The following is a 12,875-nucleotide window of genomic DNA, read 5'->3' as shown; positions in this document are numbered from 1 at the left end:
TCGTTAATGTTGGGTTAACTTAGCGAGCTAACGATAACCGTCATTTGCTCCACAAAAGGCCCGGTGCAGACGTTCGCGTCGGTACAAGAGAGCCTGATTAGCCTGAGTCGATCTGCGTGAACCACCGCCGATTCAATGGCGGCAGATTGCTCGACCCCATAACCACTAAAAATATGCGGGCGTGCCCATGATTACCCTGAAACTCAACGGTCAAGACCATCCCCTCGATGTCACTGAAGACATGCCGCTATTGTGGGCGATTCGTGATGTCGCCGGTTACAACGGCACCAAATTCGGTTGCGGCATGGGCCTGTGCGGCGCCTGCACCATTCATATCGATGGCTTGCCGGCGCGCAGTTGCATCACGCCGATCGGCTCGGTGATCGGGCAGAGCGTCACCACCATCGACAATCTTCATGCTGACCCGGTCGGGCAGGTGGTCCAGCAAGCCTGGCTCGACTCAGCCGTCGCGCAGTGCGGTTTCTGTCAGGGCGGGCAAATCATGTCGGCCACGGCATTGCTCAAGACCAATCCGAATCCGAGCGACGAGCAGATTGAGGAAGCCATGGTCGGCAACATTTGCCGCTGCGGCACCTATAACCGGATCAAAACCGCTATCCGTCAGGCTTCCACTCACTTGAAGGAGGCCAAGGCATGAGCCGTCTTCCGAATGATTTCGCCCTGAGCAATCTCAGCCGTCGCGGTTTTCTCAAAGGCGTCGGCGCCACTGGTGCGCTGGTGCTGGCCGCGAGTTGGGGCTGGCAGGATGCGTTGGCCGAAGACAAACCGAAACAGTTCGGCGCCGATGGCATGCCCAACGGCTGGATTGATGATCCGAAGGTCTACGTCAGCATCGCCGCCGACGGCACCGTCACCGTTGTGTGCAATCGTTCGGAAATGGGCCAGGGCGTGCGCACCAGTCTGACCATGGTTGTCGCAGATGAGCTGGAGGCCGATTGGGCGCACGTCAAAGTGCAGCAGGCGCCGGGTGATGAAGTACGTTTCGGCAACCAGGACACCGACGGTTCGCGCAGCATGCGCCACTGGTATGAGCCGATGCGGCGTTGCGGCGCGGCGGCGCGAACCATGCTCGAGCAAGCTGCCGCTGCGCAGTGGAAAGTGCCTGTGGGCGAATGCCACGCGCAGTTGCACAAAGTCATCCATAAACCGTCCGGCCGAGAGCTGGGCTACGGCGAACTGGCCGGCGCAGCCAGTGCGTTGGCGGTACCGGCACGGGACAGCTTGCGTCTTAAGCAGCCGTCGGAGTTTCGCTACATCGGCAAGGAAGGCACCAAAGCCATCGACGGTGACGACATCGTCAACGGTCGTGCGGTGTACGGCGCCGACGTGCATTTCGATGGCATGTTGTACGCGACCATCGCTCGTCCGGCGGTGTACGGCGGCAAGGTCAAATCGGTGGATGACAGCGCTGCGCTGAAAGTCCCCGGCGTGCTCAAAGTCATCCAGATCGAAAGCCGCCCGTTGCCTTCGGAATTCCAACCGTTGGGCGGTGTGGCCGTGGTGGCCAGCAATACCTGGGCAGCGATCAAGGGCCGTGAGGCGCTGAAGATCGAATGGGATGACGGCCCGAACGCCAGTTATGACTCGATCGCCTATCGCAAGGAACTGGAAGCTGCGTCGCTGAAGCCTGGCAAAGTGGTGCGTAATACCGGAGATATCGATAAAGCCCTGAGCGGCGCTGCCAGCACCCTCGAAGCTTCCTATTATCTACCGCATCTGGCCCAGGCACCCATGGAGCCGATGGTCGCCATCGCCCGTTACAAGGACGGCGTTTGCGAAGCGTGGGCACCGAGTCAGGCGCCGCAAGTCACCCGTGAGCGAATCGGCGAGCGCCTTGGTTTGCCGTTCGACAACGTCACCTTTAATGTCACGCTGCTCGGCGGTGGTTTCGGTCGCAAGTCGAAACCGGACTTTGTCGTCGAAGCGGCGATCCTCGCCAAGGAGTTCCCCGGCAAAGCTGTGCGGGTGCAGTGGACGCGTGAAGATGACATCCACAACTCGTATTTTCATACCGTGTCTGCTGAGTACCTCAAGGCGGGCGTGGGCAAGGACGGTATGCCGTCCGGTTGGCTGCATCGCACCGTGGCACCGAGCATCACTGCGTTGTTCGCGCCGGGCATGAACCATGAAGCGGCATTCGAACTGGGCATGGGCTTCACCAACATGGCCTACGCAATTCCCAATGTGCGCCTGGAAAACCCCGAAGCGACGGTGCACACGCGGGTTGGCTGGTATCGCTCGGTATCGAACATTCCCCATGGTTTCGCCATCCAGAGCTTCGTCGATGAACTGGCGCACAAGGCTGGTGAGGATCCCCTCAAATACCAGATCAAACTGCTTGGCCCTGATCGTCAGATCGACCCGCGCACGCTGAGCGAAGAGTGGAACTATGGCGAATCTCCCGAGCGTTATCCGATCGACACCGGGCGCATGCGCACCGTGCTGGAAACCGCAGCCAAAGCTGCTGGCTGGGGACGCAAACTGCCCAAGGGCCGTGGTCTTGGCCTGGCGGTGCATTACAGCTTCGTCACATACGTGGCGGCGGTGATTGAGGTTGAAGTAAAAGACGACGGTACGCTGATCGTGCACAAGGCTGACATCGCCGTGGATTGCGGACCGCAGATCAACCCTGAACGTATCCGTTCGCAGTTCGAAGGCGCCTGCGTTATGGGCCTGGGCAACGCAGTACTGGGCGAAATCAGCTTCAAGGACGGCAAGGTCCAGCAGGACAACTTCCATATGTATGAAGTGGCGCGCATGTCGCTGGCGCCGAAGGAAGTTGCCGTGCATCTGGTGACACCGCCGGGCGACGTGCCCTTGGGCGGTGTCGGCGAACCGGGCGTACCGCCGATTGCTCCGGCCTTGTGTAACGCGATCTTCGCCGCCACCGGCAAGCGCATTCGCAATCTGCCGGTGCGTTATCAGTTGCAGGGCTGGCAGAAGGCAGAGGCGTAATGGACAGCGTCGACCTCAATGTCCTGCGCAGCGTCCTCGAATGGCGCCGCGCCGGACAGCGGGTGGTGCTGTTCAGTGTGGTGCAAACCTGGGGCACGGCGCCCCGCGCACCCGGTGCCATGTTGGCGTTGCGCGAGGATGGCGTGGTGATTGGTTCGGTGTCGGGCGGGTGTGTCGAGGATGACTTGATCGCCCGTCTGCACGACGGCCGCATCGCTACCGACGGGCCGCCGGTGCAGTTGATCACTTATGGTGTCACGCGAGAGGAGGCGGCGCGTTTTGGCTTGCCTTGCGGCGGCACGTTGCGCCTGACCGAAGAGCGCGTTGGCGATCCGGCGTGGGTTGCCGAACTATTGGCCCGTTGCGAGGCCCACGAGATTGTTGCTCGCGAGTTGAACATCGACACCGGTGAAGTGTTTCTGTCCCCGGCAAGTAAATCCGATTCGCTGGAATTCGATGGCAAAACCCTGCGCGCCATTTACGGCCCGCGCTGGCGTCTGTTGTTGATCGGTGCCGGGCAGTTGTCGCGCTACGTCGCGGACATGGCGCGACTGCTGGATTTCGAAGTGCTGATCTGCGATCCACGCACCGAGTTTGTCTACGGCTGGGAAGAGCATCACGGACGCTTCGTCCCGGGCATGCCGGATGACGCGGTGTTGAGCATTCAGACCGATGAGCGCACAGCGATTGTCGCGTTGACCCATGATCCGCGTCTGGACGACATGGCGTTACTGACGGCGCTGGATTCGCCAGCCTTCTATGTGGGGGCGCTCGGCTCGCGGGTCAACAGTCAGAAGCGCCGGGAGAATCTGGCTCAGCTAGGCTTGTCGGTACAAGCGATCGATCGACTGCATGGCCCGATCGGTTTGCACATTGGCAGTCATTCGCCGGCGGAAATTGCTTTGTCCTTGCTGGCGGAAATCGTCGCGATCAAGAACGGCGTCGAGTTGAAGCAGAAGAAAACACTGGAGGGCGCATGAGTCGATCCATTGCAGTGATTGTGCTGGCAGCGGGCGAGGGCAGTCGCTTTCGCCAGGTGGCGGGTGCCGACAAAGACAAGTTGCTGGCGGATTGCACTGGTCGTGATGGTGCGGTGCGTTCGGTGATCGAGCAGGTGTTGGTGAATCTGCCGGCCGATCTTGATAAGCGCGTCCTGGTGACGACTGAGGCGCGGCCGCAGGCGATGCGCATGGCGCAGGCTTATGGCTGTGAGGTTGTTTCGATCGAGTCGACCGGAATGGGTGACAGCATTGCCGCCGGGGTTGCAGCTTGCCCGGATGCCGATGGCTGGTTGATTGTGCTGGGTGATATGCCGTTTATCTTGCCGTCGAGTATCGAGCGGGTGGTTGCGGCGATTGCTGACGATGCGGTGAGCGTGCCGGTGCAGGATGGCGAGTTTGGCCATCCGGTGGGGTTTGGGCGGTCGTTTGGTTTGGGGTTGCAGGGGTTGAGCGGTGATCGCGGGGCCAGGCCTTTGTTCAAGCAGGGCAGGGTGGTGGAGATTGCTGTCGATGACCCAGGTGTTCTGTGGGATATCGATGTGCCTGAGGCTTTGGTTTTTGCCTCGTCTTGAGATCTGTGTGAATTCCTTAGAAGCCCTCACCCTAACCCTCTCCCAGAGGGAGAGGGGACTGACCGAGGTGTTCTTTCGAGCTACACCGACCTGAAACTTCGAGTCGAACTCCGGCCTTGAAGCACACGGAGATCGGCTCCCTTTCCCCCTCGCCCCGTGGGGAGAGGGCTGGGGTGAGGGGGTTGGATCTAGAGTCCACCACAAAAAATCGAGGCATAAAAAAGCCCCGCCAGGTTTTCACCGGGCGGGGCTTTTTAACGGCTTTGGAAATTACACGAGTGGTTTAGGCTCGTGTTCTTTTTCCTCGGCCTCTTGGTGCTGCTCGACCGCGTCCTGAACGGAGCGTGGCGCTTCAGCGATCACTGCTTCGACAACCGCTTCTTCAGCGACCGGGGCAGGCGCTGCCTCGACCACTTCAGCAACAGGAGCAGCAGCGGCAGCCAGTTCGGCTTCCTTCTGCAGACGCTCTTCTTCACGCTTGCGACGACGCACTTCACGCGGGTCGTTCGGCGCGCGGCCGCTTGGCGTCAGGGCGCTGACCGGAGCCGGTGCTTCAACTGCCGGGGCTGGTGCTTCGGCCACTACAGGCGCCTCGACGACCGGAGCTTCAACAACCGGTGCTTCAACGACTGGCGCTGGAGCAGGTTCGGCAGCCGCAACCACTGGCTCGGAAACCATCGCTTGCGGGACTTCAGCTTCAGCAGCAGGTGCTGGTACTTCAGTCACGGTTGGCTCGGCAACCCAGTTGAAAGCGGTTTGTTCTTCGCGAACTTCACGCACGGTTTCGGTCACGGTTTCAGCGACGGTTTCAACCACCGGTTCGGCGAACACAACTGGCGCTGGCTCGACCTGAGGCAGGGTTTCCTGAACCGGTGCGACTTCGACTTCCGGAGCAGCAACCACTTCTACCGGAGTGGTCGCTTCAACAACCGGCGCTTCCACAGCAGCAGTTTCCTGAACGGCGGCAGTGGCGCGCTCTGCTTGCTCGTGAGCTTGTGCTTCAGCCGGAGCGCTGATCACGCTGCTGGCAACAGCAGCAGTCACCGCCAGGCCGGCAGCCAGATCGGCAGTGCTTGGCTCTTCAGCGTTTTCGCCGGCTTCGGATTCTTCCGAACCTTCGATCACGTTGCCGTTGGCATCACGCTGACGCTCACGACGGTTGCTGCGACGACGCTGACCGCGCGAGCGACGACGTGGGCGATCGCCCTCGGCGTTCTCCGAACCGTCTTCCGGCAGTTGCTCTTCGTTGATGTTCACTTCTTCTTCAGCGACGGCAGCAGCGGCCTGCTCGGCGCGTGGTTGACGCTCTTCACGCGGCGGACGCGGTGCGCGCTCTTCACGTGGCTGACGGGCCGGACGCTCTTCAGCGGCAACGGCTGCGGTGGCTGCAGCAACTGGAGCAACTGGAGCGGCGTCCAGAGGCTCGCGCAGTTCACGTACACGCTCTTCACGCTCGCCACGTGGCTTGCGATCTTCACGCGGAGCACGCGGTGCACGTTCTTCACGCGGTGCACGTGGCGCGCGTTCTTCACGAGCGGCCGGTGCAGCTTCGGTACGGGCTTCACGAGGCTCGCGGACTTCACGGGCTTCACGTGGAGCACGCTCTTCGCGCGGCTCACGCGGGGCGCGTTCTTCACGTGGCGCACGTTCTTCGCGTGGCTTGCGTTCTTCATCGCGGCGACCGTTACGGTTGCGGCTCTGCTGACGACCGTTGCGACGCTCTTCGTTACGGGCCGGACGTTCGCTGGCTGGTTTTTCAACCACAACCGGAGCGGCTGGCTCTTCTTTGGTGGCGAACAGGCTGACCAGCGATTTCACCAGGCCTTTGAACAGGCTTGGCTCTGGCGCGGCAACTGGAGCCGGTGCCGGAGCGGCAGGTGCGGCGACTTCGGTCGGAACCGGAGCGTTGGCACGGGCCGGAGCAGTCTTGACCGCGGCTTCCTGGCGAACCAGGGTGCGGGTCGCGGCGGCTGGCTGGACTTCTTCGACTTCGGCAGCGGCAGCAGCGATTTCGTAGCTGGACTGGTTGGTCGCGGCTTCCGGGCTGTCATCACGCAGACGCTGAACTTCGAAGTGCGGCGTTTCGAGGTGATCGTTCGGCAGAATGATGATGCGGGCACGGGTGCGCAGTTCGATCTTGGTGATCGAGTTGCGTTTTTCGTTGAGCAGGAACGCGGCGACCGGGATCGGCACCTGAGCGCGCACTTCGGCAGTACGGTCTTTCAGGGCTTCTTCTTCGATCAGGCGCAGGATCGCCAGCGACAGCGATTCAACGTCACGGATGATGCCGGTGCCGTTGCAACGCGGGCAGACGATGCCGCTGCTTTCGCCCAGGGATGGACGCAGGCGCTGACGGGACATTTCCAGCAGGCCGAAGCGCGAGATGCGGCCGATCTGCACGCGGGCGCGGTCGGCTTCCAGGCATTCGCGGACTTTCTCTTCCACGGCGCGCTGGTTCTTGGCAGGGGTCATGTCGATGAAGTCGATGACGATCAGGCCGCCGATGTCGCGCAGGCGCAACTGACGGGCGATTTCTTCGGCGGCTTCAAGGTTGGTCTGCAGAGCGGTTTCTTCGATATCGCTGCCTTTGGTGGCGCGCGCCGAGTTGATGTCGATGGACACCAGGGCTTCGGTCGGATCGATGACGATGGAGCCGCCGGAAGGCAGTTCAACGACGCGCTGGAAAGCGGTCTCGATCTGGCTTTCGATCTGGAAACGGTTGAACAGCGGCACGCTGTCTTCGTACAGCTTGATCTTGCTGGCGTACTGCGGCATTACCTGGCGGATGAAGGTCAGGGCTTCGTCCTGGGCTTCAACGCTGTCGATCAGCACTTCGCCGATGTCCTGGCGCAGGTAATCGCGGATGGCGCGGATGATCACGTTGCTTTCCTGATAGATCAGGAACGGCGCGGAGCGATCCAGCGAGGCTTCTTTGATGGCGGTCCACAGTTGCAGCAGGTAATCGAGGTCCCACTGCATTTCTTCGCTGCTGCGGCCAAGGCCGGCAGTGCGCACGATCAGACCCATGTCGGCCGGTGCAACCAGGCCGTTCAGCGCTTCACGCAGTTCGTTGCGCTCTTCGCCTTCGATGCGACGGGAAATGCCGCCGGCACGCGGGTTGTTCGGCATCAGCACGAGGTAACGACCGGCCAGGCTGATGAAGGTGGTCAGGGCTGCGCCCTTGTTGCCACGTTCTTCTTTTTCGACCTGAACGATGACTTCCTGGCCTTCGCTCAGGACGTCCTTGATGTTGACGCGGCCTTCAGGGGCTTTCTTGAAGTATTCGCGGGAGATTTCTTTGAGGGGCAGGAAGCCGTGGCGCTCGGAGCCGAAATCGACAAAGGCAGCCTCAAGGCTTGGTTCGATGCGAGTGATGCGGCCTTTATAGATGTTGGCCTTCTTCTGCTCGCGTGCACCGGATTCGATGTCCAGGTCGTAGAGGCGTTGGCCATCTACCAGTGCAACACGCAACTCTTCGGGTTGAGTTGCGTTAATCAGCATTCTTTTCATGTAGTACCGTCGGTTTCCGGGCTGCCGGAAACGGCGTTCGGCACACACGACTTCTCACGGTCGGTGTCAGGTGCGTCGGGAGTGGTTGGCCATTCCCGTGTCCAGCGATATGCGGCCAATTGGGCCGATACAGCGACGTACGCGTCCTGCTTGCTGTGGCTACTTAAGCACTCAGTCAGGAGGAGGAATCAACCAGCGGCTGTGGACGAGATGAAGCGTCTTGATAAAGCCTATTGCTACACAGTCCAGCGGTTGTGCATCTCCACCCTACACGTATCCCTGATAATTCGGGTGCTGCCGCGCGCAGAATCCGCAGCGGGTTGGCATTTACCGTGAGCTCCGAAAGGGGAGGTCACGCATCATGGCTAATTCAGGCGTTGTTTCCGAAGCATTCGCTCGGGGTCATCTGCAGCTGACTGCACTTTGTGAACTGGCCTTGAATGTGTGCCTGCCAGGCGAGTTAAAACTCTGCTCGGCGGTGTAATTCAGGCCTCATGTCACCTGCGCTCGTTACAACTGAAAACTCCACCGTTACGTAGCGAAAGCCCCGTAGGACGGCCTCGCGTCCTGGTGAATTGCGTTGGTCAGGGCCGGTTTTTGACCGTGGTTCCTCTGTCCAGGCCGCTTTTGGCGGCGTTCGCGACTATAGCAGCAATGATTAAGTGCTTCAATTCCATAAAAATTGTTATCATCCGCGGCATGACAACTACTGCCCCTTCGACTCCAGGCGTTCAATTGCTTGAAGTCTCGCCGGAGTATGCCGGCCAACGAATCGACAATTTCCTCCTCGCCCGGCTCAAAGGCGTGCCCAAGACCTTGATTTACCGCATTTTGCGTAAAGGCGAAGTGCGCGTGAACAAAGGTCGGATCAAGCCAGAATACAAGCTGCAGGCCGGTGATATCGTGCGCGTGCCGCCCGTTCGCGTGCCTGAGCGCGACGAACCGGTGCCACTTGCACAGGGTTTGCTGCAGCGTCTGGAAGCCTCGATTGTCTTCGAAGACAAAGCCCTGATCGTGATCAACAAGCCCGCTGGCATTGCGGTTCACGGCGGCAGCGGCTTGAATTTTGGCGTGATCGAAGCCTTTCGTCAGTTGCGTCCCGATGCCAAAGAGTTGGAACTGGTTCACCGTCTCGACCGTGACACCTCCGGCCTGCTGATGATCGCCAAAAAGCGCAGCATGTTGCGTCACCTCCACGAGCAATTGCGTGGTGATGGCGTCGACAAGCGCTACATGGCGCTGGTGCGCGGCAACTGGGCGACCTCAATCAAGAAAGTCAGTGCGCCATTGCTCAAGAGCAATCTGCGTTCCGGCGAGCGCATGGTCGAAGTCAATGACGAGGGCAAAGAAGCCCTGACTCTGTTCAAAGTGCTGCGCCGCTTCGGTGATTTTGCCACCATGGTCGAGGCTAAACCGGTTACCGGTCGCACCCACCAGATTCGCGTGCACACCTTGCATGCTGGCCATTGCATTGCTGGTGACAGCAAGTATGGCGACGAGGATTTCACCAAGGAAATCCGCGATCTGGGCGGCAAGCGGCTGTTTCTGCACGCTTACATGCTGACCGTGCCGCTGCCCGATGGCGGCAAGCTGACCCTTCAGGCGCCGGTCGATGAAATGTGGGCCAAGACCGTGGAGCGATTGAGTGCGCCCATCTGATTACAAGCTTTTGATTTTTGATTGGGACGGCACGCTGGCCGATTCCATCCATCGGATCGTCGAGGCGATGCACTCGGCATCCGGGCGTTCCGGTTTCGAGTTGCGCGATGATTTCGCCGTCAAAGGCATCATCGGTCTGGGTTTGCCTGAGGCGATCCGTACGCTGTATCCCGAAATCAGCGACGCCGAAATGACCTTGTTTCGCGAGTATTACGCCGATCACTACATCGCCGCAGAAGCCGTGCCTTCGCCGTTGTTCGAAGGCGTAGTCGAGTCGATGGCGTCGTTTCGCGAGCAGGGTTATCACCTGGCCGTCGCCACTGGCAAGAATCGTCGCGGGCTGGATCGGGTGCTCAAGGCCAATGGCTGGGAAGATTATTTCGATATCACCCGTGCGGCCGATGAAACTGCCAGCAAGCCGCACCCTCTGATGCTGGAGCAGATCCTCGCGCATTGCGGTGTGCGTGCGGAGCAGGCGCTGATGGTCGGCGATTCGTCCTTTGATCTGCTGATGGCGCGTAACGCGGGGATGGATTCGGTGGCGGTCAGTTATGGCGCGCAATCGATCGAATCGCTGCAGCAGTTCGAGCCGCGGCTGTCGATCGACCGTTTTTCCGAATTGCATGCCTGGCTGGAGAAGCAGGCTTAATACGTTTTTGCTGGGGTGGATGGCATGACCGACGAATGGAAAGCACCGGCCAAGGCAAGTGCCGACGACGGTGATCAGAAAAGCTGGAAGCTATTGGAAAAGACGCTGCTGGCTGGTGTTCAGGAGCAGCGTCGTTCACGGCGTTGGGGGATTTTCTTCAAGCTGCTGACATTTGTTTATCTGTTTGTGGCGCTGATTTTGTTCACGCCGCTGATGGACATGGAAAAAAGCGCCACGCGCGGACCGAACTACACCGCGTTGATCGACGTCACCGGCATGATCGCCGACAAGGAGCCGGCCAGCGCCGACAATATTGTCGGCAGTCTGCGAGCGGCGTTCGAGGACAAGAAGGTCAAGGGTGTGATCCTGCGGATCAACAGCCCGGGCGGCAGTCCGGTGCAGTCGGGTTACGTGTATGACGAGATCAAGCGCCTGCGCGGCCTGCATCCGGAGATCAAGGTGTATGCGGTCATTTCCGATCTCGGTGCGTCCGGTGCCTATTACATCGCCAGCGCGGCGGATCAGATCTACGCCGACAAGGCGAGTCTGGTTGGTTCGATTGGTGTGACGGCGGCCGGTTACGGTTTTGTCGGTACCATGGAAAAGCTGGGTGTCGAGCGTCGTACATATACCTCGGGCGAGCACAAATCGTTCCTGGATCCGTTCCAGCCGCAGAAACCTGAAGAAACCGCGTTCTGGCAGAGTGTGCTCGATACCACGCACAAGCAGTTCATCAACAGCGTCAAGCAGGGTCGTGGCGATCGTCTGAAAGACAAGGATCATCCAGAGCTGTTCTCCGGGTTGGTCTGGTCGGGCGAGCAGGCGCTGCCGCTGGGTCTGATCGACGGGCTGGGTAATGCCAGTTCGGTGGCGCGGGACGTGATTGGCGAGAAAGAGTTGGTGGATTTTACCGTTCAAGAATCGCCGTTCGATCGCTTCTCGAAGAAGCTCGGTGCCAGCGTGGCAGAGCAATTGGCGATGTGGATGGGTTTCCACGGACCTTCGTTGCGTTAGTTCGTTGTAAAGATCAAAAGATCGCAGCCTGCGGCAGCGCCTACAGAGATCGGTGTAGGAGTTGCCGCAGGCCGCGATCTTTTGCTTTAAGGGATCTGCACGCCTTCAACCAGTAGCATGTCGATCAGGCGAATCAGCGGCAGGCCGATCAGGCTTGTGGCATCAGGGCCTTCGGTAGATTGAAACAGGCTCACACCGAGGCCTTCCGCCTTGAAGCTGCCTGCGCAGTCGTAAGGCTGTTCAATGCGCAAATAGCGTTCGATGCTTGCCTGATCCAGTGTGCGCATGTGGACCGTGAACGGCACGCAATCGACCTGGCACTGACCGGTCTGACTGTTAAGCAGCGCAAGGCCGGTCAGGAAGGTCACGCTGGCGCCACTGGCGGCCATCAGTTGCTCGCGAGCCTTCTCGAAGGTATGCGGCTTGCCGATGATCTGTTCGCCGAGGACGGCTACCTGATCCGAGCCGATAATCAGATGAGCGGGATGGCTGTCAGCCAGCGCCCGGGCTTTTTGCTCGGCAAGGCGTTTCACCAGTTCGATGGCAGGCTCGCCCGGGCGATGACTTTCATCGATATCCGGCGAGCTGCAGACGAACGGCAGGTGCAGGCGGGCAAGCAATTCGCGACGATAGGTCGAGCTTGAAGCGAGTAATAAAGGCAGCATTCGCGTCTCCTGAGGCAGGTGCGAATTCTAGCGGAGGCACGCAAGTGACGGACAGGGCACAATTTCCTTTGACATGGGTGGGTGCATCCCTATAATGCTGCGCCTATGTTGAATGACCCGATTCCACCTCACGTTGACCCGCGCAAATTGGCTGACCGTGGCACCACCCTTCAAGGTGAACTGCTGCTGGCCGATTTGAAGAGACTCTGCGACCCGCTTTCCGACGATGTCGGTACGGTGCAGGCGAAATTCGTTTTTGAACGAGATGAACGTAAATCTGTGGTGATCCACAGCTTTATCGACACCGAGGTCAAAATGGTTTGCCAGCGTTGTCTTGAGCTGGTCACCCTGCCGATCCACAGCGAATGCAGTTACGCTGTAGTGAAGGAGGGTGCGAATACCCAGTCGTTACCGAAAGGTTATGACGTGCTGGAACTGGGCGAAGATCCATTGGATCTGCAGTCACTGGTCGAAGAAGAGCTTTTGCTCGCTTTGCCTATTGTGCCTGCTCATCATCCGGAAGAATGCCAGCAGCCGGCGGGAGCAGATGAGCCCGAACCGAGCGAGGACGAGGTAACGCGGTCCAACCCGTTCAGTGTATTGGCGCAGTTAAAGCGTGACCCAAACGTTTAGGAGTTAATCAATTATGGCTGTTCAGCAGAACAAAAAATCCCGCTCTGCCCGTGACATGCGCCGTTCGCACGACGCTCTCGAGGCTAGCACCCTGTCTGTAGAAAAAACCACTGGTGAAGTTCACCTGCGTCACCACGTATCGCCAGAAGGCGTATACCGTGGCCGTAAAGTGATCGACAAGGGCGCTGACGAGTAA

11 protein-coding genes are annotated in these 12,875 nt (G+C 59.7%); 9 read left to right on the top strand and 2 right to left on the bottom strand.

All coding sequences use genetic code 11. The features are described 5' to 3' along the window. The first annotated feature begins 187 nt into the window (after nucleotides 1-187). Genes PspS49_RS21610 through PspS49_RS21595 form a run of 4 tightly spaced genes read left to right on the top strand, consistent with a single transcriptional unit; the run spans nucleotide 188 to nucleotide 4,549 of the window. A complete protein-coding gene (locus tag PspS49_RS21610) occupies nucleotides 188-658 on the top strand; it encodes a (2Fe-2S)-binding protein (RefSeq protein ID WP_160041420.1) in 471 nt (156 codons plus the stop codon). Further along, a complete protein-coding gene (locus PspS49_RS21605) occupies nucleotides 655-2,976 on the top strand; it encodes a xanthine dehydrogenase family protein molybdopterin-binding subunit (RefSeq protein WP_160041418.1) in 2,322 nt (773 codons plus the stop codon). Before PspS49_RS21610 ends, PspS49_RS21605 begins: the two co-directional genes overlap by 4 nt. Beyond that, on the top strand, nucleotides 2,976-3,956 hold the full coding sequence (locus PspS49_RS21600; RefSeq protein WP_127929339.1) for an XdhC family protein: 981 nt from the start codon (nucleotides 2,976-2,978) through the stop codon (nucleotides 3,954-3,956). Before PspS49_RS21605 ends, PspS49_RS21600 begins: the two co-directional genes overlap by 1 nt. Further along, the gene (locus PspS49_RS21595) at nucleotides 3,953-4,549 is read left to right on the top strand and encodes a nucleotidyltransferase family protein (protein ID WP_127929338.1); all 597 of its coding nucleotides are present in this window, start codon (nucleotides 3,953-3,955) and stop codon (nucleotides 4,547-4,549) included. The genes PspS49_RS21600 and PspS49_RS21595 overlap by 4 nt, the downstream gene beginning before the upstream one ends. A 270-nt stretch (nucleotides 4,550-4,819) precedes the next feature. Here PspS49_RS21595 and rne read toward each other — a convergent pair whose 3' ends face one another. After that, a complete protein-coding gene (gene rne, locus PspS49_RS21590; protein ID WP_160041415.1) occupies nucleotides 4,820-8,059 on the bottom strand; it encodes a ribonuclease E in 3,240 nt (1,079 codons plus the stop codon). A gap of 699 nt (nucleotides 8,060-8,758) precedes the next feature. Here rne and rluC point away from each other — a divergent pair. Genes rluC through sppA form a run of 3 tightly spaced genes read left to right on the top strand, consistent with a single transcriptional unit; the run spans nucleotide 8,759 to nucleotide 11,381 of the window. After that, the gene (gene rluC, locus PspS49_RS21585; RefSeq protein ID WP_102900029.1) at nucleotides 8,759-9,718 is read left to right on the top strand and encodes a 23S rRNA pseudouridine(955/2504/2580) synthase RluC; all 960 of its coding nucleotides are present in this window, start codon (nucleotides 8,759-8,761) and stop codon (nucleotides 9,716-9,718) included. Continuing rightward, nucleotides 9,705-10,367 (top strand): HAD-IA family hydrolase, encoded by a 663-nt coding sequence (locus tag PspS49_RS21580; protein WP_095120585.1) that lies wholly within the window; start codon nucleotides 9,705-9,707, stop codon nucleotides 10,365-10,367. Before rluC ends, PspS49_RS21580 begins: the two co-directional genes overlap by 14 nt. A gap of 24 nt (nucleotides 10,368-10,391) precedes the next feature. Then, complete coding sequence (gene sppA, locus PspS49_RS21575; RefSeq protein ID WP_034155357.1) at nucleotides 10,392-11,381, top strand: signal peptide peptidase SppA; 990 nt, start codon at nucleotides 10,392-10,394, stop codon at nucleotides 11,379-11,381. Between the two features lie 86 nt (nucleotides 11,382-11,467). Here the strand turns inward: sppA and PspS49_RS21570 are convergent, their stop codons facing one another. Continuing rightward, entirely contained in the window at nucleotides 11,468-12,046 is a 579-nt protein-coding gene (locus tag PspS49_RS21570) for a nucleoside triphosphate pyrophosphatase (protein ID WP_127929335.1), read from the bottom strand. A 105-nt stretch (nucleotides 12,047-12,151) separates the two neighbouring features. Here PspS49_RS21570 and PspS49_RS21565 point away from each other — a divergent pair, with 105 nt between their 5' ends. Further along, nucleotides 12,152-12,679 carry a YceD family protein gene (locus PspS49_RS21565; RefSeq protein ID WP_038364482.1) on the top strand — a complete coding sequence of 176 codons (528 nt, stop codon included), beginning with the start codon at nucleotides 12,152-12,154 and terminating at the stop codon, nucleotides 12,677-12,679. Nucleotides 12,680-12,692: 13 nt separating this feature from the next. Next, the gene (gene rpmF / locus PspS49_RS21560) at nucleotides 12,693-12,875 is read left to right on the top strand and encodes a 50S ribosomal protein L32 (protein ID WP_003179396.1); all 183 of its coding nucleotides are present in this window, start codon (nucleotides 12,693-12,695) and stop codon (nucleotides 12,873-12,875) included.

Source organism: Pseudomonas sp. S49 (genome assembly GCF_009866785.1).
Taxonomy (GTDB): domain Bacteria; phylum Pseudomonadota; class Gammaproteobacteria; order Pseudomonadales; family Pseudomonadaceae; genus Aquipseudomonas.
This window is presented reverse-complemented; position numbering and strand designations above follow the sequence as displayed.

Bases quoted from the DNA above. Each gene is read 5' to 3' on its own strand.
- PspS49_RS21610 (WP_160041420.1), top strand. From the start codon at position 188: ATGATTACCCTGAAACTCAACGGTCAAGACCATCCCCTCGATGTCACT.
- PspS49_RS21605 (WP_160041418.1), top strand. From the start codon at position 655: ATGAGCCGTCTTCCGAATGATTTCGCCCTGAGCAATCTCAGCCGTCGC.
- PspS49_RS21600 (WP_127929339.1), top strand. From the start codon at position 2,976: ATGGACAGCGTCGACCTCAATGTCCTGCGCAGCGTCCTCGAATGGCGC.
- PspS49_RS21595 (WP_127929338.1), top strand. From the start codon at position 3,953: ATGAGTCGATCCATTGCAGTGATTGTGCTGGCAGCGGGCGAGGGCAGT.
- rne (WP_160041415.1), bottom strand. From the start codon at position 8,059: ATGAAAAGAATGCTGATTAACGCAACTCAACCCGAAGAGTTGCGTGTT.
- rluC (WP_102900029.1), top strand. From the start codon at position 8,759: ATGACAACTACTGCCCCTTCGACTCCAGGCGTTCAATTGCTTGAAGTC.
- sppA (WP_034155357.1), top strand. From the start codon at position 10,392: ATGACCGACGAATGGAAAGCACCGGCCAAGGCAAGTGCCGACGACGGT.
- PspS49_RS21570 (WP_127929335.1), bottom strand. From the start codon at position 12,046: ATGCTGCCTTTATTACTCGCTTCAAGCTCGACCTATCGTCGCGAATTG.
- PspS49_RS21565 (WP_038364482.1), top strand. From the start codon at position 12,152: ATGTTGAATGACCCGATTCCACCTCACGTTGACCCGCGCAAATTGGCT.
- rpmF (WP_003179396.1), top strand. From the start codon at position 12,693: ATGGCTGTTCAGCAGAACAAAAAATCCCGCTCTGCCCGTGACATGCGC.